Source organism: Kocuria himachalensis (assembly GCF_054784195.1).
This window is the reverse complement of sequence record NZ_BAAGPL010000016.1, coordinates 130,687-152,907: the sequence shown is the minus strand read 5'-3', so window position 1 is coordinate 152,907 and position 22,221 is coordinate 130,687. Positions and strand designations below refer to the sequence as shown.

The following is a 22,221-nucleotide window of genomic DNA, read 5'->3' as shown; positions in this document are numbered from 1 at the left end:
GCGCCGTGGCGTGCCCCGACCGGTCTCATGGGCTCCTCACGTGCGCCGACTCCCGTGGAGGCGATGCCCGCACACGCCGATGGAGGACCGATGACCGCCGACCCCCGCTCGACCACCGCCGCCGGGAGCCGGAGCGCGTCGCGCCGGCACCGCGGCGGGCCCTCATCGTGGGCACGGGACGGGACCGGGGGGCCCTCGCGGCGGCGCGCGCGCTCGAGCGGGCGGGCTGGCACGTGGGCGTCGGCACCCCGGACGGGCCGGGCATGCTCGGCGCCACGCGGGCGGCCGCGGTCCGCCACGAGGTGCCGCGCCCTCGCGGGGACGGCGCCCGCTTCATCGACGGCCTCCGCCGGGCGATCGCGGAGGGGTCCTACGACGTCGTCTTCGGCGCCGGCGACGACTGGATGGCCGCGGTCTCGGCCTACCGCCAGCACCTCCCGGCGGCGGTGGCGCACCCGGGGCCCGACGTGGTTGCGGCGGCCCTCGACAAGGTCGGTCTCGCGGACCGGGCGGCCCGGGCGGGCCTGACCGCTCCCCGGACGCTGGCGGCCACGGAAGAGGCGCTCGCGTCCTGGGACGGCCCGGTCGTCGTCAAGTGCCGGGCGCACTGGGCGCCCGGCCAGACCCGCCCCCACCGCATCGAGGCCAAGCTCTTCCCGGACGCCCCCGCCGCCGCCGGACAGGTCCGGCGCATCCGCGGGGCCGGCGCCGAGCCGGTGCTCCAGGCGCCCGTGCGCGGCACCCTCGGGGCCCTCATCGGGGTCTACCACGACGGCCGGCTGCGCGGCCGGGTGCAGCAGGCCACCTCCCGGCTGTGGCCCACGCCCAGCGGCGTCTCGGCCCGCGCGCAGACGGTGCCCGTCGACGAGGCGCTCGCGGCCCGCGCCGAGGCGCTGCTGCGCGACCTGGGCTGGTGGGGCCTCGTGGAGCTCCAGTTCCTCACCGGGGACGACGGCGTCCCGCAGCTCGTCGACCTCAACGGGCGCTTCTTCGGCTCGATGGCCCTGGCCGAGGCCGCCCGCCCCGGGCTGGCCGACGCGTGGGGCCGGCTGGTGCTCGGCGGGCCCGTGCCGGAGCTGCCGGACGCCCGCCCCGGGGTCCGCTACGCCTGGCTCGCCGGGGACCTGCGCCGGGTGTCCGTGGAGCGCCGCGGCGGCCTGGCCGCGGACGTCGCGGACACCCTCCGCTGGGGCCGCGGCGCCCAGCACAGCGTGTGGGACCTTCGCGACCCCGGCCCCACGTGGCACCTGGCCACCTGGCCACCTGGCGGCTCGGGAGCGGGGCCCGCTCCCGGTAGGGAGCCCTGTCAGCGCCGTCGGCGCAGCGTCCGCAGCGTCTCGCCCACGAGCAGGCGCTCGGGGGCCCGCAGCACGACGAGCCCGAGCAGGTACGTCCCGCCCACCACGGCGGCACAGGACGCCGCGAGCACGAACGACGGCAGCTCCGACAGCGCCTCCCGTGCACCCAGCCCCGCGGCGCCGGCGGCGGCCGCCAGCACGAGCGCCCGGACCACCAGGGCCGTCGCCGACCGGGCGTCCAGCCCGGCGTGCCGCCGGTGCAGCAGCCACGCGTTGAGCAGCGCCGCGACGACCAGGGACGCGGTCGTGGCCGCCGCGATGCCGGTGAGGCCGAGCACGGGCGCCAGCACGATGTCGCCGACCACGTTGACGACCATGGCCAGCACCGCCACGACCACCGGCCCGCGGGAGTCGCCAAGGGCGTAGGACGCGCGGACCACCACCTGGCGGAAGCCGAGCGCGAGCAGTGCCGGCGCGTACCAGGCGACCGCGGTGGCCGTCGCCGCGACGTCCCCGTCGTCGAACGCCCCGTGACCGAAGGCCGTGGCGACGAGGGGCCCGGCCGCGACCACGAACACCGCGCACACCGGGGCGAGCACCGTGACGACCACGGACAGCCCCCGGTTCACGAGCCGCCGCAGCTCGGGCCGGTCGTCCGCGGAGGCGCCCAGGGCCGGGTACAGGGGGACGAGCAGAGCGGCGACGACGATGGTCTCGGGCAGGTCGACCAGGCGCCAGCCGTAGGACAGGGCCGTGATCGTGCCGTCCTCGAGGGTGGAGCCCACCGCCCGGTCGACGAGGGTGTTGACGTTGACCACCGCGTTGCCCACCAGCATGGGCGGCACGAGCCGTGCGATCTCCCGGAAGCCCGGGTCCCGCAGGTCCCACCGGGGCCGCAGCCGGGTGCCGACCGCCCGCACGGGCGGCACCTGCATCAGCAGCCGCGCCGCGGAGCCCACCACGTAGCCCACGGCGAGCGCAGAGATTCCGTACCGGGGCCCGAGCAGGCCGGCCGCGGCGATCATGACGAGGTTGAACGGGACGCCCTGCAGGGAGGACCACGCGAAGCGGCCGTGGGCCTGGACGAGGGAGGCCAGCAGGTCGGTGCCGGCCACGAGCACCGTCGCGACGAGGACGATCCGGGTGAGCGAGGCGGCCGTGGCGGTCTGGGCCTCGTCGAACCCGGGGGCGAGCAGGGCCGTCACGGGGTCCGCGAGCAGACCCGTCACCACGGCGGCCAGGCCGAGGACGACCACGGTGACGGTGAGGGAGACCTCGAAGCCGCGGTGGCCGCGGCATCCCGTGCCGTCGGCGCGCTCGCGGGCGGCCTCCCGGGAGGTCACGGGGGTCACGGAGCGGGCCATGGCCCAGGCGATCAGGCCGAGGACGACGTTCAGCACGCCCTGCGCCACGAACCACGCGTCGAGCTCGGCGCCGGCGCCGAAGACCGCGCCGACGACGACGTCGCGGGCGAAGCCCAGAAGGGTGGAGACGGTGGTCAGTCCGGTCACGAGGACCGCCGCGCGGGCGATGCTCCACCGCCCGCCCGGTCCACCCACGGCTTCCGCCACCTCCCTGCTCCGGACCGCGCCGGGGATCGGGGCGGGCTGCGTCTGGCGCGAGCCGCGTACCTTCCGGTGCGAACCGCCTGAACAGAATACACAGCCCCTTCTCCGGTCCCGTCCGGGGCCCGTCGCGGTCCCGGACTCGGGTCGCGGCACCCGTCCGGCACGGCTCAGAACCCGCTCAGGCCTGCGCGGTTAGACTGACCGGGGCCGGCCCCCGCCGGCGCACCGGCCCGCCGGCCACCCCCGGCCGGCAGGCCCCGACGACCCCGACGATTGAGAGAGCCTTGCGAGAGTTCACCGCACGCTTCGCCACCGCCCAGGAGATCGCCGACTGGGACGCCCACGTCACGGCGAACCCCCACGGCGGCAACCTGCTGCAGTCCGCGTCTTTCGCGGACGTCAAGGCGGACCACGGCTGGCGGCCCCTGCACCTCGTGCACGAGCCCGCCGACGGCGGGCAGGCGTCCTACAACCTCGTCCTCGAAAAGGCGGTGCCCGCCCTCGGCAAGCTCTGGTACATGATCAAGGGCCCCGACGTCGCGTCCGTCGACGACATCCCCGGGATCGCCGCGGCCAGTGCCCGGCTCGTGGCCGAGCAGCGGCTGAACGTCTTCGCGATCAAGATCGAGCCCGACGTCCTGGACTCCGACTACGCCCGGGGCGTGCTCGCGCGGGCCGGGCTGAAGAAGTCCTTCAACATCCAGCCCAACGACTCCACCGCGATCCTCGACACCGACAGGGACGAGGAGGCCGTGCTCAAGGCCCTGCACTCCCGCGGGCGCAACGCCGTCCGGCGGGCCCTGCGCGAGGGCTGCATGGTCGAACGGGTCGAGCTCACCGAGCAGAACATGCGCCGGATGTACGCGCTCATGGACACGGTGGGTCAGGGGGACGCGAACGTGAACCTGCGCTCCTACGAGTACTACGCGAAGTTCTGGACGGCGTTCGAACAGGCCGGTCAGGGCCGGCTGTACTTCACCTACGAGGACGGCGAGCCTTCCGTGGGCGCCTACGTCATCGCCTACGGCGACAAGGGCACCTACAAGGACGGCGGCTCGAAGCCCCGGCGCCGCCAGTACGGTGACTCCCACCTGCTGCAGTGGACCGCGATCACGGACCTCATGCGGGAGCACGGGATCATCGAGTACGACTTCTGCGGCACCCCGCCGAGCGACCAGCTCAAGGACAAGGAGCACCCCTACTACGGACTGGGCCTGTTCAAGACGAGCTTCACCAAGACCGTCGTCGACTTCGTGGGCGTCCACGACCAGGTCCTGAGCCCCGCCAAGTACGCGGTGTGGACCAACGTGGCCGAGAAGGTCCAGCGCCAGCTGTGGGTCCGCCGCACGGGCCAGCCCTTCTACTGACCCGGCCCCGTCCCCCCGCCGGGCCCCTGCCCCCGCGCCACGGAAGGAGGAACGCCGCGTGGTGACCGACCAGCGCGCCCCCCTGCGCCCGTTCGCCGCCTACCCCTCGTCGGACGGGGCCGAGGAGCCCGACGTCCACGTCGTCGAGCCGTTCGGGCCCGGCGGGGACACGAGGCTCACGGGCGCCGCCCGTCCGGCCGCCCACCACGGTGCGGGCCTGCCCGCGGTGCGCCCCACCGAGGACCAGGCCCTCCACGCCCGGCGCCGCTCGAGCACCACCGTGCTCGACATCGTGCCCGACGCCCCGCAGGCGCTGCCCGTGCTCAGCACGAGCCTGATCCGCCGGTACGGGGACACCCCCGAGCCGGAGAAGCGCCGGGAGCTGCTCTCGGCCGCCGAGACCGTGCCCCTGGCGGCGTCGGCCCGCCGTCGGCGCCGCACCGACACGGTCCCCGTCTCCCGCCCGGAGACGACGACGATCGGGCCCCTCCCGGCTCCCGGCAAGAGCTCCGACCGGATGCAGCGGGGCGCCTACCCGTCGACCCGGGCGCAGGGCACCCGGCCCGGCGGGCGCGCCCGGCTGCGCTCCATCCTGCAGGGCGAGGCCGCCCCGACCGCCCCCATGCGCGTGGTGGAACGGCTCAACGCCTCGCCCTTCGCCAACCTGCGCCGGTTCGGGGAGTCCACCAGCCGGCAGGCCCGGCGCACCCTCAACTTCGCGCTGCGGCTCGCGGAGACGATGTTCCACTACGGCGCGGACGCCCTCGACGTCGAGAACGCCATCATCGCCGTGTGCGCCACCTACGGTGTCGAGAACGTCGAGGTGGACATCACCAACCAGGCCGTGACGATCAACTATGTCGCCGACGACCAGCCGGACGGGGGCGACACCCGCACCCGCGAGGACGTCTTCAACGACCCGGACACCAACAGCCACACGGTCATGCGGGTCGTGCGCTCCTGGACCGACAACTACGCGGGTCTGGCCGAGACGCACCAGCTCGTCGCGGACATCACGGGCGGGGAGATGCCCCGTGGGGAGGCGGAGCGGCGCCTCCAGGCGATCAACGCCAAGCCCAAGCCCTATCCGCGGTGGATGGTGCGGACCGCCACGGTCGCCGCGGCGATGACCATCACCGTCGGCATCGGGGGAGGAGTCCTGGGCGCGCTCGTGGCCGGACTGTCCTCGATCATCAATCAGTTCGTGGCGCACCGGCTGGGCGTGTGGCGGATCCCCGAGTTCTTCACCATGGCCGCCCAGTCCGGCATTCTCACCACGATGGCCCTGCTGCTGTCCTGGGCCGGGGCCGACCTGTCCCCGGCACGGGTCATCGCGGGCGGGATCATCCTGCTCCTGCCCACCACCCGCATGGTCTCCACCATGCAGGACGCGATCAACGGCTTCCCGGTCACGGCGGCCGGGCGCCTGCTGTCCACGTCCATGGCGTTCCTCGGCATCGTGGCAGGCATCGCCGGGGGCATCTCCGTGGCCGGCTACACCGGCATGCCCCGGGTCGACGTCTCGCAGAGCGCCTTCGACCCGGTGGGCCCACTGACCAACTCCGTGTTCATGCTGATCGCCACCGGGCTCATCGCGGTCACGATGCAGGCCAAGCCCCGCCACGTGCTCTCGACCGTGGCCGCAGCCCTCGGCGGCCTCGTGGTCTACCACGCCGGTATGACAGCGGGGCTGGGCGCCCGCCTGGACACGGCGCTCGCGGCGGTCACGAGCGGGTGCGTGGCGACCGTGCTCGCGGCCCGGCACCGGATTCCCCAGCTGATCCTGGCGATCCCCGCCATGACGTTCCTGCTGCCCGGGCTGTCCATCTTCCGCGGCATGTACACCATCACCGTGGAGACGGACACCTACGGACCCGGGATCGTGGGGCTCGTCAACGCGATGGCGTCGATCGTGGCCCTGGCCTCCGGCGTGGTGCTCGGCAAGTACCTCATGCGCCCCTTCGTGGGCCACCTCAACGGCACCAGCTCCCGGCGCAACCGGCGCCGCTGACCCACCGATCCAGGGCGGCACGGGGTCGATCCTCGCTCCGGGCACCGCCGGGGTGGGGCGTCGACGGAGGCCTGCACGGAGGTGGGGCGGCGATCCGGATTCCAACAGGGATGGGTCCTCGATCCGGGTCAGAACGGGGGCGCATCGTCGTGGGGACGGACATCGCAGGGTCCGGGGCTGTGAGATGTCCACGGCTTCCCGAGCGGTGGGTGCGTCGAGGGGGACTCGGGCGGTGGCGGAGCCCCGACGGGCAGGACGTCGGCGATCCGCAACGGTGAGAGCGCGGGATGGTGGAGCTGCTGGGGATAGGTCGCGTGGACGCGTCCTGCCGGTGAGGTCCACTCCAGGACGCCCTCCGGAGTCCCCGGGCGGCGGTGTCGGACCTGCCAGCGTCCGAGCGGGCCCTGTCGATGCTTGAGGACGTGGTGGTGGCGGCACAGGTGGGCGAGATTCTCCGCGGCAGTCGGCCCGCCCTCGACCCAGGCCACGGTGTGGTCGAGGTCGCAGTGCTCGGCGCGGCGGCGGCATCCGGGGAACCGGCAGGTGCCGTCCCTGGCTCGCAGACGGCGCCTCAGATCGGCCGGTACGGCATAGGTGGTGCGGTCGTGGTCCAGCACCGTGCCGGTGACCGGGTGGGTCAGAACCCTCGACCAGGATCCGGCGCCGGCGGCGATCCGCTCGGCCACGCTCACCGGGATCAGCCCGTAGCCGGCCAGCTCGGCGCAACCCGAAGATCCTGTCGGCCCCTCGCCTCCGGGCTCGCCGGCGCTCGGCGGCCCTCCGGGGAGCCCGGAGGCCTTCGGTGACCGGCCGGGCACTCGGCCGAGGCTCGGCAGTCCGCCTTGCACTCCGACCGGGCTCGGTGAGCCGCCGGGGAGCCGGCCGTCGGATGTCCGGGCGCTGTGTGCCGGCAGGGCGAGTACGGGCACGGTGACCGTGACCTGCCCTCGGCTCCCGCGCAGGTGCTCGGGCATCCGGGCAGGTTCCCCGTCCAGGAGCAGCGAAGCGAGCACGTCCGCGCGCAGCTGCCCGGCCGTGCGCGGCCCGCCCTCCCCGCAGACCTGGTCCTGGGCCTGACCGAGGCCCTCGCCGGAGCCCTGGCCGCCAGAGGCCCACTCCGGCACGTCGGGTGGCGAGCTGTGCGGATCCACACGGGCGGCAATGGACACGAGACGGGCGTGGACGGCGTGGGCGGTGGCGGCGTCCAGGAGCGCGCACAACCGCGCCATGCCGTCCTCCTCGGGCTCTATCCACACCCTGCGTCCCCGGCGCGCCACCCGGTGATGGTCCTCCTCGGGCTCTATCCACACCCTGCGTCCCCGGCGCGCCACCCGGTGATGGTCCTCCTCGGACCCGGCCAGCAGCCTGGCCCTCCGCCGCCGGGCCAGGGCCCGAAGTTGCGCCGCGGTGGCCGCCGGCGCCTTCTCCAGCAGCTCGTCCACGACGCGGGCGACGGCCTCGCCGAGTGGCCACTGCTCGGGCGGCCGGCCGGCCCCGCCCGCCAGGTCCCGCCACACGTCCACGATCACCTCAGCCTGCCGCAGGGCGATCGCCCCGGACTCGAGGGCCTGCAGAACCCGGGGCAGGAACTCGGCCAGCAGCATCGCGTTCTCCACCCGTCGCACCGCAGCGCCCGACGGCAGCCGCAGAGCGGGACCGATCTCATCGGCCACGTCCAGCACCGTGCGCTTCTCCGTTTCCGGCACGCACCGCCCGAGACGACGGACACGCTCGTCCACACGGCGGGCCTGGACAGCACGTTGCTGCTCGTGGGCCTGCTCCTGCAGCCGCCACATCCGGTGGATCACCCGCAGCTGCCGGCCCGCGGCGCGGGCCTCCGCACGGGCGTCCTCGACCAGCTCAGCCACGACGTCGGCGTACTCCCGGTCGAGCCCGGTCACGTCCGTGTCCTCCCGGAGGGCCTCCTTCAGGCTCGACAGCCTGCCGGTGGTGATGGTCATGCTCCATGGTCCCCACCGGACCCGACACCATAAGACAGGCCCGAGCGCCGAGCGCCGGGCACCGACCCGCCTGAAGCACCTGGTGCGACGACGTCCCGATGCTGGGATGTCCACGGTGCAGGCGGGGACCGCATCGGCTGCCCCCGCCGTCGCACCCGCCAGGACCTGGTCCGGCGCAGCGTCCGGGGCCGGTGCCGGCTCCCCTCCCGAGTGAGGCGGGGAAAGAGCGGATCCGGTGCGCCTCCGGGCTCGGGGGACCCGATCTCGGGACGAGCTTCGCCGCACGCCACAGCCCGAAGGACCGGCACACGCGGATTCCGCTCAGATAATCTGGCCGACCGGCAGCTTCTTCTCCGCCTGGAACACGTCCTCGGTGCGGCCCCGCGCCCAGTAGCCGGACAGGGAGACCTGGTCCCGCTCCAGCCGGCGGCGGGTGAACAGCTCCTCGCGCAGAGCTTTCATGACCTCCCGCTCGCCGTGGGCGAAGACCTGGACCTCTTCCGGGCCCGCGGGCCACGCTGCCTCGCGCACGGCCCGCACCAGGGCCGGGTCCTCCCCGGGCCTGCTGTCCGCGCGGAACACCCAGCGCACCGCCATCCCGGCCGGGGCGGACACCGGCTGGACATCGTGGGGCGAGTCCACCTCCAGCAGCACTTCGCCGTGCGCGAACGCGGGGAGAGCCTCCAGGACGGCGAGAGCGGCGGGGATGGCGGCGTCGTCGGCGGCGATCAGGGTCCACGCGGCGTCCTGGGCCGGTGTCCACTTTCCGCCGGGGCCCAGGGCGATGATGCGGTCCCCGGGCTCGGCGCGGGCTGCCCACGGGCCGGCGAAGCCCTCGTCGCCGTGCAGCACGAAATCCATCCACAGCTCGTGTCGCTCGGGGACGTACCGGCGGACGGTGAGGTGGCGGGTGACGGGCTGCTGGTCGCCCGGCAGGGTCTCCTTGAGCTCCCAGTAGTCCGGGTTCCCTCCGGGCTCCGTGTCCGGGCGCTCCGCGTCCGTGTCCGCAGCTCCCAAGCGCGCCGAGCCACGGGCCGCCGTGCCGGGGTGCTCGGTGCCGGGCCGGAGGAACACGAGCTTGACGTACTTCTCGGGCGGCGCGATGTCCGCGTAGCGCTCGGGCTCGTCGAGGACCAGGACCACCCGGACCATCGACGGGGACAGCAGCTCGCGGGAGCGCACCGTCAGGTTCAGCTGCGGCTTGCGGGGTCTGGCGGGCCGGGCCCCGGGGGTCGTCGTCATGCCGCCCACCCTACTCACGGAGGACCACCGGGGTCACAGCCGCCAGTCGACGGGCTCCGCGCCCTGCTGCTCCAGGAGCTGGTTGGTGCGGGAGAACGGCCGGGAGCCGAAGAAGCCCCGGGACGCGGACAGCGGGGACGGGTGCGCGGACTCGACCGTGGGGAAGCCGTCCAGCCACGCGGCGGTGTTCCGCGCGTCCCGGCCCCACAGGATGGCCACGAGCGGGGCTCCGCGGGCGGCGAGGACCTGGATGGCGCGCTCCGTGACGGCTTCCCAGCCCTTGCCGCGGTGGGAGGCCGGAGCGCCCTCGCGCACGGTGAGGACCCTGTTCAGGAGCATCACGCCCTGCCGCGACCACGCGGTGAGGTCCCCGTGCTCCGGCGGCTCGACGCCGAGGTCCTCCCGCAGCTCCTTGTAGATGTTCTGCAGGGAGCGCGGCACGGGGCGCACGTGGGGCTGCACGGAGAAGGAGAGGCCCATGGCGTGGCCGGGCGTCGGGTAGGGGTCCTGCCCGACGACCAGCACCTTGACCTGCTCGAGCGGTTCCTGGAACGCCCGCAGGACCGCCGCGCCCTCCGGGAGCGTGCGGTGCCCGTCGGCGTGCTCCTCGCGCAGGAACCGGCCCATCTGCCGGATCTGCGGTTCCACCGGGGCCAGGGCTTCCGCCCAGTCGGGGGCCATGATCCTGTCCAGGGGCTGGGGCTCGCTCACGGTGCTCCTCGGTGCGGGTGTCGGTGCGGGTGTCGGTGCTGGTGCGGGTGCCGGTGTGCCGGCGGGTGTGGACGTGGGTGTGCCGGACACCACTCTAGGCCGGTGCCGCGCCGTCTCCGGCCCGGCCGTCCGCCCGGTGGTCCGGCCCGGAGTGCCGACGGCGCAGCGCGCGGCCCTCCTCGACCAGCTCCTGCTCCTTCGCCTGCAGCTTCCGGACGCCCCGGAGGTCCCGTGGCGGCAGCCGCAGCTTCTCCTCGGCCTCGATCCCGGCCTGCAGCTGGCGTCCGCGCTCGATCTCGGCGTTGAACTCGGCCCCGGCGAGCAGCACGATGTTCATGATCCAGATCCACAGCAGCAGCACGATCACGCCGCCGATGGCGCCGTAGGTGGCGTTGTAGTCGTTGAAGTTGGACACGTAGAAGCTGAACCCGGTGGTCGCGGCGGCCATGACCAGGATGGCGACCACCGAGCCGATGCTGAGCCACCGGAACCTCGGCTGCCGGATGTTCGGAGTGGCGTAGTAGAGCAGTGCGATCACGAGGACGAGCAGCACCAGCAGGGCCGGGACCCGGGCGGCCTGCCAGAGCTGGAGGGCCGCCCCGCCCAGGCCGATCAGCCCGCCGAGGCGCTCGGCGACCGGCCCGGAGAGCAGCAGGAGCAGCATCATGCCGACCACCAGGACCACCAGGGACAACGTCACCCCGATCATCAGGGGGTAGAGCTTCCAGACGGGGCGGCCCTCCTCGACCTCGTAGATCCGGTTCATGGACCGCCCGAAGGCCCGCACGTAGCCGGAGGCCGTCCACAGGGCGCCGACCAGGCCGCCGACCAGCGCCAGCCCTGCGGACGGGAAACCGGTGAGCTCGCCGATCGGCCCCTCGAGCACGGCCACGGCCCCTTCCGGGGCGCCGAACTCGTCGAGCAGGCGCAGCAGCGTCCTGCTGGTCGCCTCGGCCTGGCCGACGACGCCGAGCACCGACACCACCGTGAGCAGCCCCGGGAAGATGGACAGCACGGCGAAGAACGTCATCACCGCCGCCGAGTCCGTGCACTCGTCGCGACGGAACTCGTGGACGGACCGGCGCAGGATGTAGCCCCACGAGGGTCTCGTGATCTGCGCCGGCGACGAGGGCTTCTCCGCGCTGTCCGGGTCCGCCCCGGCATCTCCCGCGGCGTGGGGGTCGGCTGCCATGGGGCTCCTCCGTGGTCGGCTGCGGGCCAGGATACCGGGCCGTCACCGTCCCGGTCCGTTCCGTCCAGGGCGGGCGGGACCTGCGCCGGACTGGTTAGAGTGGGCGCATGAGCGCTTCCTCCACCGAGACCCGACCACGCGCCGTCGTCACCGGGGCCACCGGAGGCATCGGCCGTGCGTGCGTGGTGGACCTCGCCCGCGACCACGACGTCCTGGCGCTGGGCCGCGACGCCGTCCGGCTGGCCGAGCTCGCCGGTCTCCCGCACGTCACCGTCCGCGCCGCCGACCTGACCGACGTCGCGGCCCTGCCGGACGTGGTGGCCGATCTGGACCGGGTCGACGTCCTCGTGCACTCGGCGGCCGTGGCGGGGCGCACCACGGTGGAGGCCGCCTCCGTGGCGGACTGGCGGGCTCAGCTCGAGCTCAACGTGGTGGTCCCCGCGGAGCTGACCCGGCTCCTGCTGCCGGCCCTGCGGGCCGCCCGGGGCAAGGTCGTGTTCCTCAACTCCGGCTCGGGACTCACGGCCCGCGCCGGGGACGCCGTCTACGCGGCCTCGAAGTTCGCGCTGCGCGCGCTCGCCGACTCGCTCCGCCAGGAGGTCGAGGTCGACGGCATCGCGGTCAGCTCGGTGCACCCCGGGCCGGTCGACACGCAGATGCAGCGGGACATCCAGGCCGGCCTGGGCAACGAGTACGTCCCGGAGCGCTACATCCGCCCGGAGTCCGTGGCCGCGGCGGTGCGCGCCGTCGTGGACGCGGGCGAGGACGCTCAGCTGACCACCGTCTCCGTGCGGCCCCGGGCCGAGTCGCGGTGACCGGCGAGGACGCCGTGCCCGAGGACGCCGTGCCCGAGACCACCGTGCCCGACGACGACGCCTCGCCCGGCGAGGAGCCGTCGCCGGGCGAGGACACTGCATCCCGCGCGGATCCGGCGCTGGCCGGGGAGCCGGCGCTGGACGCGGTGCTGTCGCCGGACGGGGAGGCCGCGGCCGTTGCCGCGCCGGACGAGGAGCCGGCCGGCGAAGGGGCCGGGCTGGGTGCCGTGGACCGCGAGATCCTGGCGCTCGAGAACCTGCAGTGGAAGTACCAGGGGGCGAAGGAGATGGAGATCCGCCGCCGCCTGAACCTCTCGCCCACCCACTACTACCAGCGGCTCAACGTCCTGATCGACACCCGCGCCGCCCTCGAGCACGACCCGATGCTCGTGGCCAGGCTGCGTCGGCAGCGAGGAGACCACGGATGACCCAGTACCCCCACGACGAGTTCGACGACGTCCCCGAGGACGGGCCCCGCCAGGGCGCCCACCGCGGAGTCCGCCCGACCGTCCGCGTGGGCGCCCGGGAGCTCACCGCCATCCTCCTGGCCGGAGCGCTGACCCTCGGCGTCGGTGTGCTCTCGTTCCTGAACGCCCCCGACGAGGCCGCCTCGGCACCGGGGGTCACGTCCTCGGGACCCTGAGCCCGTCCGGCACCCGGTGCCGCCCCGGTCGGCACCGACCGCCGACGCCGCTCACCCCCCCGACGCCGTTCACCCCCGACGCCACCGGAAGGAACCACCGTGCAGATCGAAGGAAGCCGAGTCCGCGTCCGCGACTGGACCGAGGAGGACCTCGCCGCCTACGAGGCGTGGATCATGCCGCCCGAGGGCGGCGGCGAGCACGAGTGGCAGCGCACGGACGGCCCGTTCTACCCGAACTTCACCACCGAGGGCGCCCAGCGCTGGCTGGGCACCCTCCGGGAGCATGTGATCGCGGGGGACTGGCCGGACCCGCGCGAGACGATGGTGATCGCGGACGCCGCCGACGACCGGTTCATCGGGCAGGTGTCCTGGTACTGGTCGGAGAAGCCCACCGAGGACCCGGGTGACGGCACGCACCTGCTGCCGCTGCGCTCCCTGGGCATCACCGTGTACTCCCCGGAGCACTGGAGCGGCGGCTACGGCACCGAGGCGATGCGCCTGTGGATCGACTACCTCTTCGCCCACTCCGACTCCCACCGCCTCGACCTCGAGACGTGGAGCGGCAACGTGGGCATGTGCCGCGTGGCGGTGAAGCTGGGCTTCACGGAGGAGGCCCGGATCCGCCGGGCCCGCAAGGTCGGCGGCGAGTACTACGACCGCATGGTCTACGGCGTGCTCCGCGAGGAGTGGCAGGGCTGAGCACAATCGGCTCAGGGGTTTGCACTCTCCGAGGACGAGTGCCAAGATTGCGATTAGCACTCAGTCGTGTGGACTGCTAATGGCTCGGTCCCCGGCCCGACCCGGGCAGCCACCGGCACAGGAGTGACACCTCAACCACCACGGTGAGGTGCCGCACGGCGTCGGGAAGAGTCCGCCGCCGTGCGCGCCGTCCGTCGCGGGCACCGTGGAGGTCGACCGTTTGTCTACCGTCCAGGAGGGACGAAGTCACATGGCAAAGATGATTGCTTTCGACGAAGAGGCACGCCGCGGACTCGAGCGGGGCCTGAACACCCTGGCCGACGCCGTCAAGGTCACCCTCGGCCCGCGCGGCCGCAACGTGGTCCTCGAGAAGGCGTGGGGCGCCCCCACGATCACCAACGACGGCGTGTCCATCGCCAAGGAGATCGAGCTCGACGAGCCGTTCGAGAAGATCGGCGCCGAGCTGGTCAAGGAGGTCGCCAAGAAGACCGACGACATCGCCGGTGACGGCACCACCACCGCCACCGTGCTCGCCCAGGCGCTCGTCAAGGAGGGCCTGCGCAACGTGGCCGCCGGCGCCGATCCGCTGAGCCTCAAGCGCGGCATCGAGAAGGCCGTCGCCGCGGTCACCGAGGAGCTGCTGGCCTCCGCCAAGGAGGTCGAGACCGAGGAGCAGATCGCCGCCACGGCGTCGATCTCCGCCGGCGACCCCGAGATCGGCCGCCTCATCGCCCAGGCGATGGAGAAGGTCGGCAAGGAGGGCGTGATCACGGTCGAGGAGTCCAACACCTTCGGGCTGGACCTCGAGCTGACCGAGGGCATGCGCTTCGACAAGGGCTACCTGTCCGGGTACTTCGTCACCGACGCCGACCGCCAGGAGGCCGTCCTCGAGGATCCCTACATCCTCGTGGTCAACTCCAAGATCTCCGCGGTCAAGGACCTGGTCCCCGTGCTCGAGAAGGTCATGCAGGCCGGCAAGCCGCTGCTGATCATCTCCGAGGACGTCGAGGGCGAGGCCCTGGCCCTGCTGGTGCTCAACAAGATGCGCGGCTCCATCAAGTCCGTGGCCGTCAAGGCTCCCGGCTTCGGCGACCGCCGCAAGGCGCAGCTGGCCGACATCGCCATCCTCACCGGTGGCCAGGTCATCACCGAGGAGGTCGGGCTCTCCCTCGAGACGGCCACCGTGGACCTGCTGGGCCAGGCCCGCAAGGTCGTCGTGACGAAGGACGAGACCACCATCGTCGACGGCGCCGGCACCGCCGAGGAGATCGAGGGCCGCGTGGCCCAGATCCGCGCCGAGATCAACAACTCGGACTCGGACTACGACCGCGAGAAGCTGCAGGAGCGCCTGGCCAAGCTGGCCGGCGGCGTGGCCGTCCTCAAGGCGGGTGCCGCCACCGAGGTCGAGCTCAAGGAGCGCAAGCACCGCATCGAGGACGCCGTGCGCAACGCGAAGGCTGCCGTGGAGGAGGGCATCGTCGCCGGCGGTGGCGTGGCCCTGATCCAGGCCGGCCAGAAGGCGTTCGACAAGCTGCAGCTCACCGGCGACGAGGCCACCGGCGCGAACATCGTGAAGGTCGCCATCGACGCCCCGCTCAAGCAGATCGCCCTCAACTCGGGCCTCGAGGCCGGCGTGGTCGTGGACAAGGTCCGCGGCCTGCCCCAGGGGCACGGCCTCAACGCCGCCACCGGCGAGTATGAGGACCTGATGGCCGCGGGCATCAACGACCCGGTCAAGGTCACCCGGTCCGCGCTGCAGAACGCGGCGTCCATCGCCGGGCTGTTCCTCACCACCGAGGCCGTCGTGGCCGACAAGCCGGAGCCCGCGGGCGCCGGCGCCGGTGCCGACGACGGCATGGGTGGCATGGGCGGCATGATGTGATCGACGGCTGACCCGTCGAGCGTGCCCAGCACGCATCCGGCACGGGCCGGGCGCCTCGACGAGGTGCCCGGCCCGTCGTCGTCCCCGCACCCGGTGCCGTGGGGCCCGAAGTGGTGTTCAATCATAGGGACCAGCTGCCGGAGGAGGTGCCGTGGGCGTCGTCGTGTGGGACGCGGTCCCCGTCCAGGTCGCTCTCGTGCTGATCGCCTTCGGGCTCACGTCGCTGGTGGGCCTCGAGCGGCGGCTGCGGCGCAAGAGCGCCGGACTGCGCACGCACGCCCTGGTCGGCACCGGGTCGGCGGTGTTCACCCTCGTGTCCGCCTACGGCTTCGGGGCCCTGCCCGGCATCGACGCCGGTCCCGACCCCTCCCGGGTGGCGGCCCAGATCATCACGGGCATCGGCTTCCTGGGCGCGGGCGTGATCTTCACCAACCGGGACGTGGTGCACGGTCTGACCACGGCCGCGAGCATCTGGCTCTCCGCCGCCATCGGCATGGCCTGCGGGGCCGGGCTCGTGCCGCTCGCCGTCGTCGCCACGGGCCTGCATTTCGTCTCCGCGCTCCTGCTGACCCCCATCTCCCGCCGCTTGCCCGGGATGGTGGCCCCGCAGGGCCTGCGGCTGCGCTACGAGGACGGGCAGGGCGTGCTGCGGGAGGTCCTCACGGTGGTCGACGAGCTCCAGCTCACCGCCTCCGTGGTCTCGAGCCGGACGGTCGAGGGCCCCGAGGGTGCCGAGGTGGAGCTGCTGCTGCGCCTGGACGGCAAGACGGACCTGCGCACCGCGGCCGTGCAGCTGTCGAGGGTCGCCGGGGTGCGCGACGTCGCCCAGCAGCAGCTCGAGCAGGAGCCCGGGGACTGAGCCTGTGGCGCCCGGGGCCTGAGCCCACGAGGCTCGGGGTCCGTGGCGCCCGGGGTCCTGGCACCGTGAAAAGATGAGTACCATGACGATCACTGCTGCCGCCGACGGCTCCGCGCTGGGCAACCCCGGTCCCGCGGGATGGGCCTGGTACATCGACGACAACACCTGGCGGGCCGGCGGGTGGCCCCACGGCACCAACAACATGGGCGAGCTCAAGGCCGTCCTGGACCTGCTCGAGGCCACGGCCCACCGCCCCGACGAGCCTCTGCGGGTGCTGTGCGACAGCCAGTACGTCATCAACTCGATCACGAAGTGGATGCCCGGCTGGAAGAAGAAGGGCTGGAAGAAGAGGGACGGCAAGCCCGTCCTCAACGTGGAGCTCATGAAGGCCCTGGACGCCGCGATGGCGGGCCGCAACGTGCACTTCGAGTGGGTCAAGGGCCACGCCGGCCACGAGCTCAACGAGGCGGCCGACCTCCGCGCCCGGGCCGTGGCCACCGCGTTCCAGACCGGGCGTCCCGCCCCGGAGGGCCCCGGTTTCGACGGCGCCTCCCGGCACCCGGACGGCGCCGGCCCCCGGACCCCGGCTGCTGAGCCGGTCGACGCCGCGCCGCCGGCGGAGGACCCGGATCCCGACGCGTTCGAGGACCGCCACGACCCCGACCTGCTGAGCGAGCTGCTCGCCCACGAGGAGGAGCTGGCCCGCGGCCGGTCGGCGAGGGAGACCGTCCAGGCGCTCGAGCGGGACCTGCTGCGCCCGGAGGTCCGGGCGGACCCGGGGCGGCTGGGCCAGCTCCTGCACGAGGCCTTCGCCGAGGTCGGCGCCTCGGGGTCGTGGTGGTCCCGGCAGGACGTCCTCGACCGGCTGCCGCGCGAACCGGGACTCGGGGCGGTGGACGTGCACGTGCTCGAGGCCACCGAGCTCGGCGCCGCGGCCGTGCACCTCGTCTACCGGCTCACGGCGGGGGACCGCACGAGCCTGCGCAGCTCCCTGTGGGTCCGGGAGGACTCCCGCAACGAGCTGGGGCCCTGGCAGCTGCGCTTCCACCAGGGCACCTACGAGTCCTGACGGTCCCGCTCACACCTCGGGGGCGTCGTCGGCGGGCTCGATGCCCGGCACGCGCACGGTCATCGTGGCCCCGCCGCCGGGGGTCTCCGTGAGCCGTACGGTGCCGTCGTGCTGCTGGACGATCGCGGCCACGATCGAGAGCCCCAGCCCCGTGCCGCCGGTCTCGCGAGTTCGGGAGGAGTCGGCCCGGTAGAAGCGCTCGAAGACGCGCTCCGCGTCCTCACCATGGATGCCCGGGCCGTGGTCGCGCACCTGCAGGACGGCGTTGAAGGAGTCGTCGACGGAGCGCTCCACGCCCACCGCGATCTCGATCGGGGTGCCCTCCGGGGTGTAGCGCAGGGCGTTGGTCACGAGGTTCGCCACGACCTGGCGCAGCCGGAACTCGTCGCCGTGCACCCACGCCGAGACCGGGCCCCCGCCCCGCAGGCCCCCGACCTCGATCCGCCGGTCGGGGGCGGAGGCGCGGGCGTCCCCGGCCGCGTCGAACGCGAGGTGGAGCAGGTCCACGTCGACGTTCTCGGCGGGCCGCCGCTCGTCGAGGCGCGCGAGCATCAGCAGGTCCTCCACGAGCTGCGTCATCCGCTTCGCCTCGGACTCGATCCGGGACATCGCGCCGGCCACGTCCTCGGGCTCCTGCAGGGCGCCGTGCCGGTAGAGCTCCGAGTAGCCCCGGATGGTCACCAAGGGGGTGCGCAGCTCGTGGGAGGCGTCGGCCACGAACCGGCGCAGCTTGGTCTCGGACCGGGTGCGGGCGTCGAAGGCGTCCTCGATGTGGCCGAGCATGGCGTTGAGGGACGCCGAGAGCTGGCCGATCTCCGTCTGCCGGTTGTAGCCCTCCATGCGCTGGGAGAGATCGCCCTCCGCGATCCGGGCGGCGGTCTGCTCCACCCGGTGCAGGGGCGCGAACGCCCGGGTGACCAGGACCCATCCGACGGCCATGGCCGCGAACAGCGTCGCCACGCCGAAGCTCAGCGTCAGGAGGGTCACCGCGCTGAGCATCTCGTTCAGCTCGTCGAGCGGCTCGGCGACCGCCACCACGAGGTTCAGCCGTTCCGTCTCGGCCGCGACCACCCGCCACCGGCGCTCCGGGGCGTCCACGGAGCCCACGGTCGTCGGCTGGAAGGGGTGCTCCCGCACGTGCTCGAGATCGATCTGCGACAGGTCGGGCCGCCGCTCGATCGGGCCGTCGGGAGTGTGCACCGCCTCGGCGAGCATCTTGCCCTCGGCGTCGAGGAGGAACCCGGCGTGCGGCACCGGGACGCCCTGCGCGCCGCCCATGTCGGCCACCAGCACCGCGGAGACCCCCTGGACGGAGTCCCGCAGCCCGCGGTCGATGTCGTTCAGCAGCGAGGTGCGCAGCACCGAGATCGCCACGAAGCTCGTCACCAGGATGGACAGCGCCAGGAGCAGGCCCGTGAGCACCATGAGCTGCGAGCGCAGCGAGGCCGAGCGCCACCGGGAGGACAGGGTGTGCATCCCGGGACCGGGTCAGTGGTTCTTGTGCTGGGACCGCAGGAGGTAGCCGACGCCGCGCTTGGTGTGGATCAGCGGGGGTAGCTCCGGGTCGTTGTCGATCTTCCGGCGCAGGTACGAGATGTAGGACTCCACGATCGAGGCGTCCCCGTTGAAGTCGTACTCCCACACGTGGTCGAGGATCTGCGCCTTGGACAGCACCCGGTTCGGATTGAGCATGAGATAGCGCAGCAGCTTGAACTCGGTCGGGGACAGGTCGATCTCGCGCTCGCCGCGGAACACCTCGTGCGCGTCGTCGTCCAGGACCAGGTCGTCCACGCGCAGCCGGGAGTCGTCCTCCTCGGCGGGCTGCGTGCGGCGCAGGACCGCGCGGATGCGGGCGACGACCTCGTCGAGGCTGAAGGGCTTGGTGACGTAGTCGTCACCTCCCACGGTCAGCCCGGTGACCTTGTCCTCGGTCTCGTCCTTGGCCGTGAGGAAGAGGATGGGGAAGTGCCGTCCGGACGCGCGCAGCTTGCGGGTCACGGAGAAGCCGTCCATGTCCGGCAGCATGACGTCGAGCACCGCGAGGTCCGGGTTCTCGGACTCGGCCTTGGCGAGGGCGTCACGGCCGTTGGCGGCGGTGACCACCTCGAAGCCGGCGAAGCGCAGGGACGTGGCCAGCAGCTCGAGGATGTTGGGCTCGTCGTCGACGACGAGCAGCTTTGCTTCGGGGTTGTCGTTCTTCACGACCCCATTTTCTCGGAACACCCTGAACGCCGGCTGAACGGCGCTCACCGGTCCTCCGGGAGTTCGCCGGGGGCCTCGACGGCCGCGGCGTCGACGATCCGGTAGGCGTAGCCCTGCTCCGCGAGGAAGCGGCGGCGCCGGGACGCGTAGTCGGCGTCCACGGTGTCGCGGGCCACCACGGTGTAGAAGGTCGCCGGCCGGCCGTCGTGCTTGGGCCGCAGCAGCCGGCCCAGGCGCTGCGCCTCCTCCTGGCGCGAGCCGAAGGCCCCCGAGACCTGCACCGCGACCGAGGCCTCGGGCAGGTCCACCGAGAAGTTCGCGACCTTGGACACCACGAGGACCGGCAGCTCCCCGGCCCGGAAGGCGGCGAAGAGCTTCTCCCGCCGGGCCGTGCCGGTGCCGCCGTTGAGCACCGGGGCGTGGAGCAGCGCGCCCAGCTCGTCGAGCTGGTCCAGGAACTGCCCGATCACGAGCACCGGCTCCCCGCGGTGGCGCGTCACGAGCCGGGCCACGACGTCGAGCTTGTGCGCGGAGGACGAGGCGAGGCGGTGCCGGTCGGTGTCCTCCGCGGAGGCGTAGGCCATCCGGTCCGCCAGGGGCAGCTCCACCCGGACCTCGACGCAGTCGGCGGGGGCGATGTGGCCCTGGGCCTCGATCTCCCGCCACGGCGCGTCGTAGCGCTTGGGGCCGATGAGGGAGAACACCTCGCCCTCGCGGTGGTCCTCGCGCACCAGGGTGGCCGTGAGGCCGAGCCGTCGCCGCGCCTGCAGCTCGGCGGTCATCCGGAACACCGGGGCGGGCAGCAGGTGCACCTCGTCGTACACGATCAGCCCCCAGTCGTGGCCGTCGAGCAGCTCCAGGTGGGGGTGGATCCCGCCGCGGCGCGCGGTCAGCACCTGGTAGGTGGCGATCGTCACGGGGCGGACCTCCTTGACGGCCCCGGAGTACTCGCCGATCTCCTCCTCCGTCAGGGTGGTGCGGCGCAGCAGCTCGGCCTTCCACTGCCGCGCCGAGACCGTGCTCGTGACCAGGACGAGCGTCGTCGTCGAGCTCGCGGCCATCACCCCGGCGCCCACCAGCGTCTTGCCGGCGCCGCAGGGCAGGACGACGACGCCGCTGCCGCCCGCCCAGAAGTTCTCCACCGCGTGGCGCTGGTACGGCCGCAGGGCCCAGGCCTCGCCCGTGAGCGGATCCGTCTCCGTCAGGGCGACGGGGTGGGGCGTGCCGTCCACGTAGCCGGCCCGGTCCTCCGCCGGCCACCCCACGGTGAGCAGCAGCTGCTTGAGCTGGCCGCGGGCGCTCGCGTGCACCACCGTGGTGGCCCCGTCGATGCGGGGCCCGAGGAGCGGGGCGATCTTGCGGTGCCGGGCGATCTCCTCGAGGACGGGGGCGTCGTGGCTGCGCAGCACGAGCCCGTGCACGGGGTCCTTTTCGAGCACCAGGCGGCCGTAGCGGGACATCGTCTCGTCGATGTCCAGGAGCAGGGCGTGGGGGACCGGGAAGCGGGAGCGGGTGAGGAGGACGTCGAGCACCTGCTCGGCGTCCAGCCCGGCGGCCCGGGCGTTCCACAGCCCCAGCGGGGTGATGCGGTAGGTGTGCACGTGCTCCGGGGCGCGCTCGAGCTCGGCGAAGGCGGCGAGTTCCCGCCGGGCGTCGTCGGCGTCCTCGTGGTCGAGCTCGAGCAGCACGGTCCGGTCGCTCTGGACGATCAGGGGTCCCACGGGGCGTCTCCTCCGCTGTCGCTCGGTTCGTCGGTCGGTTCGTCGGTCGGTTCGTCGGTCGGTTCGTCGGTCGGTTCGTCCGGCGGTTCGTCCGGCGGGCGCCGCCCACGGTCCCGGCCGGTGAGCCGGTCCACCAGGTCCTGGATCTCCTCCGCGGAGGGGACGGGCAGGCGCGGGGCGGGGACCTCGAGCAGCAGGGTCGGGTCGGCGGCGGGCTCCGGCGGGACGGGCTCGGCGGGGGCGACGTCGAGCGCCGGCTCCGTGCCCGTGGCCCGGACGGCGGCCGCGAGCTCCCGGAGCTCGTGGTCCCGTCCGGCCGGTCCCCGGCGCCGGCCGGGGACCTCCTCACCGGCGTCCACCACGAGCACGCCGGGGGCGGGCCGGCGCAGCCGCCGTCCGGCGAGGTCGGGGGAGCCGGCGAGCGCCTCCAGCAGCTCCTCCTCGCCGGTCAGCACCCAGTCCGCCCGGGTGATCCGGATCCGCCCGTGCCCCCGGCCGGCCTCCTCGACGAGGTAGGCCAGGGCCTGCGGCACCGGGCCCCGGCTGTGCTCGTCGAGCCACGCCAGGATCGAGGGCGGCGTCCAGCCGGTGTCGAGCGCCCGGTGCAGGGACTGCTCGCTGAAGCGGTGCCGCGGGACCGGCCCGTGGCCCTCCGGCTCCGCCAGCCGGTCGAGGGCGCGGGCCACCTCGGGCGCGAGGTAGCCGGTGGCCGTCGCCGTGAGGTCGCTCTGCAGCAGTACCGTCCGCGAGGGCGCGGGCAGCCACCCGGCCACGGAGCGGACGGCGTCCTCGGGCCGGCTCTCCGCGAGGGCCCGGCCGGGCTCCGTGAGGGCGTCGGCGCCCACCAGGCCGAGCTCGGTGGCCTCCGTCAGCATCCCCGGGCCCCATCGGTCCATGGCCCGCGCCAGGCGCGGGCGCCGCCACCGGGCGAGCGCCAGGACGTCCTCGGGGCCGTGGCCCCCCGGCGCCCGCCCGGCGAGC

The 22,221-nt window shown here is 73.7% G+C and carries 18 protein-coding genes and 1 pseudogene; 10 read left to right on the top strand and 9 right to left on the bottom strand.

All coding sequences use genetic code 11. The annotated features are described in order from the left end of the window. Nucleotides 1-263: 263 nt before the first annotated feature. Nucleotides 264-1,055 (top strand): annotated as a pseudogene (locus ACYVM4_RS11495) (ATP-grasp domain-containing protein); the annotation flags it as partial. Nucleotides 1,056-1,306: 251 nt separating this feature from the next. Here the strand turns inward: ACYVM4_RS11495 and murJ are convergent. Continuing rightward, a complete protein-coding gene (murJ, locus tag ACYVM4_RS11490) occupies nt 1,307-2,857 on the bottom strand; it encodes a murein biosynthesis integral membrane protein MurJ (RefSeq protein WP_460668659.1) in 1,551 nt (516 codons plus the stop codon). 293 nt (nt 2,858-3,150) lie between these two features. Here murJ and ACYVM4_RS11485 point away from each other — a divergent pair, with 293 nt between their 5' ends. Next, nucleotides 3,151-4,233, top strand: a complete 1,083-nt coding sequence (locus ACYVM4_RS11485; RefSeq protein WP_460668658.1) for a lipid II:glycine glycyltransferase FemX — start codon at nt 3,151-3,153, stop codon at nt 4,231-4,233. A 58-nt stretch (nt 4,234-4,291) separates the two neighbouring features. Continuing rightward, nucleotides 4,292-6,244, top strand: a complete 1,953-nt coding sequence (locus ACYVM4_RS11480) for a threonine/serine exporter family protein (protein WP_368822657.1) — start codon at nt 4,292-4,294, stop codon at nt 6,242-6,244. A gap of 128 nt (nt 6,245-6,372) precedes the next feature. On the opposite strand, the gene ACYVM4_RS11475 is transcribed toward ACYVM4_RS11480, so the two are convergent. From ACYVM4_RS11475 to ACYVM4_RS11460, 4 genes are all read right to left on the bottom strand, one after another. Next, the gene (locus ACYVM4_RS11475; RefSeq protein ID WP_460668657.1) at nt 6,373-8,205 is read right to left on the bottom strand and encodes an HNH endonuclease signature motif containing protein; all 1,833 of its coding nucleotides are present in this window, start codon (nt 8,203-8,205) and stop codon (nt 6,373-6,375) included. Between the two features lie 321 nt (nt 8,206-8,526). After that, on the bottom strand, nt 8,527-9,447 hold the full coding sequence (locus tag ACYVM4_RS11470) for a siderophore-interacting protein (protein ID WP_460668656.1): 921 nt from the start codon (nt 9,445-9,447) through the stop codon (nt 8,527-8,529). Between the two features lie 33 nt (nt 9,448-9,480). Then, complete coding sequence (locus tag ACYVM4_RS11465) at nt 9,481-10,158, bottom strand: uracil-DNA glycosylase (RefSeq protein WP_460668655.1); 678 nt, start codon at nt 10,156-10,158, stop codon at nt 9,481-9,483. Between the two features lie 94 nt (nt 10,159-10,252). Continuing rightward, nucleotides 10,253-11,350: a YihY/virulence factor BrkB family protein gene (locus tag ACYVM4_RS11460; RefSeq protein WP_460668654.1), complete on the bottom strand. Its 1,098-nt coding sequence runs from the start codon at nt 11,348-11,350 to the stop codon at nt 10,253-10,255. Between the two features lie 107 nt (nt 11,351-11,457). Between ACYVM4_RS11460 and ACYVM4_RS11455 the strand changes: the two genes are divergently transcribed. The 7 genes from ACYVM4_RS11455 (at nt 11,458) to ACYVM4_RS11425 (ending at nt 17,317) form a co-directional block, all read left to right on the top strand. Continuing rightward, nucleotides 11,458-12,165: an SDR family oxidoreductase gene (locus ACYVM4_RS11455; protein ID WP_460668653.1), complete on the top strand. Its 708-nt coding sequence runs from the start codon at nt 11,458-11,460 to the stop codon at nt 12,163-12,165. Between the two features lie 14 nt (nt 12,166-12,179). Then, entirely contained in the window at nt 12,180-12,593 is a 414-nt protein-coding gene (locus tag ACYVM4_RS11450; RefSeq protein WP_460668652.1) for a DUF3263 domain-containing protein, read from the top strand. Continuing rightward, nucleotides 12,590-12,808 (top strand): hypothetical protein, encoded by a 219-nt coding sequence (locus ACYVM4_RS11445; protein ID WP_460668651.1) that lies wholly within the window; start codon nt 12,590-12,592, stop codon nt 12,806-12,808. Before ACYVM4_RS11450 ends, ACYVM4_RS11445 begins: the two co-directional genes overlap by 4 nt. 99 nt (nt 12,809-12,907) lie before the next feature. Beyond that, nucleotides 12,908-13,507, top strand: a complete 600-nt coding sequence (locus ACYVM4_RS11440; protein WP_460668650.1) for a GNAT family N-acetyltransferase — start codon at nt 12,908-12,910, stop codon at nt 13,505-13,507. A gap of 250 nt (nt 13,508-13,757) precedes the next feature. Further along, on the top strand, nt 13,758-15,389 hold the full coding sequence (gene groL, locus ACYVM4_RS11435) for a chaperonin GroEL (RefSeq protein WP_368822666.1): 1,632 nt from the start codon (nt 13,758-13,760) through the stop codon (nt 15,387-15,389). Between the two features lie 151 nt (nt 15,390-15,540). Then, the gene (locus tag ACYVM4_RS11430; RefSeq protein WP_460668649.1) at nt 15,541-16,248 is read left to right on the top strand and encodes an MgtC/SapB family protein; all 708 of its coding nucleotides are present in this window, start codon (nt 15,541-15,543) and stop codon (nt 16,246-16,248) included. 82 nt (nt 16,249-16,330) lie between these two features. Continuing rightward, the gene (locus ACYVM4_RS11425) at nt 16,331-17,317 is read left to right on the top strand and encodes an RNase H family protein (RefSeq protein ID WP_460668648.1); all 987 of its coding nucleotides are present in this window, start codon (nt 16,331-16,333) and stop codon (nt 17,315-17,317) included. A 9-nt stretch (nt 17,318-17,326) separates the two neighbouring features. Here the strand turns inward: ACYVM4_RS11425 and ACYVM4_RS11420 are convergent, their stop codons facing one another. From ACYVM4_RS11420 to ACYVM4_RS11405, 4 genes are all read right to left on the bottom strand, one after another. Further along, entirely contained in the window at nt 17,327-18,793 is a 1,467-nt protein-coding gene (locus ACYVM4_RS11420) for a sensor histidine kinase (RefSeq protein ID WP_460668647.1), read from the bottom strand. Nucleotides 18,794-18,805: 12 nt separating this feature from the next. After that, nucleotides 18,806-19,519: a response regulator transcription factor gene (locus ACYVM4_RS11415; protein WP_368822670.1), complete on the bottom strand. Its 714-nt coding sequence runs from the start codon at nt 19,517-19,519 to the stop codon at nt 18,806-18,808. Between the two features lie 44 nt (nt 19,520-19,563). After that, a complete protein-coding gene (locus ACYVM4_RS11410; protein WP_460668646.1) occupies nt 19,564-21,240 on the bottom strand; it encodes a DNA repair helicase XPB in 1,677 nt (558 codons plus the stop codon). After that, nucleotides 21,228-22,221, bottom strand: a 994-nt coding sequence (locus ACYVM4_RS11405) for a helicase-associated domain-containing protein (RefSeq protein WP_460668645.1), incomplete at its 5' end; no start/stop codon positions are given. The genes ACYVM4_RS11410 and ACYVM4_RS11405, both read right to left, overlap by 13 nt.

What these genes read in the sequence shown, in the direction of transcription:
- ACYVM4_RS11475 (WP_460668657.1), bottom strand. Translation starts at nt 8,205, where the DNA reads ATGACCATCACCACCGGCAGGCTGTCGAGCCTGAAGGAGGCCCTCCGG.
- ACYVM4_RS11470 (WP_460668656.1), bottom strand. Translation starts at nt 9,447, where the DNA reads ATGACGACGACCCCCGGGGCCCGGCCCGCCAGACCCCGCAAGCCGCAG.
- ACYVM4_RS11460 (WP_460668654.1), bottom strand. Translation starts at nt 11,350, where the DNA reads ATGGCAGCCGACCCCCACGCCGCGGGAGATGCCGGGGCGGACCCGGAC.
- ACYVM4_RS11455 (WP_460668653.1), top strand. Translation starts at nt 11,458, where the DNA reads ATGAGCGCTTCCTCCACCGAGACCCGACCACGCGCCGTCGTCACCGGG.
- ACYVM4_RS11445 (WP_460668651.1), top strand. Translation starts at nt 12,590, where the DNA reads ATGACCCAGTACCCCCACGACGAGTTCGACGACGTCCCCGAGGACGGG.
- groL (WP_368822666.1), top strand. Translation starts at nt 13,758, where the DNA reads ATGGCAAAGATGATTGCTTTCGACGAAGAGGCACGCCGCGGACTCGAG.
- ACYVM4_RS11425 (WP_460668648.1), top strand. Translation starts at nt 16,331, where the DNA reads ATGACGATCACTGCTGCCGCCGACGGCTCCGCGCTGGGCAACCCCGGT.
- ACYVM4_RS11420 (WP_460668647.1), bottom strand. Translation starts at nt 18,793, where the DNA reads ATGCACACCCTGTCCTCCCGGTGGCGCTCGGCCTCGCTGCGCTCGCAG.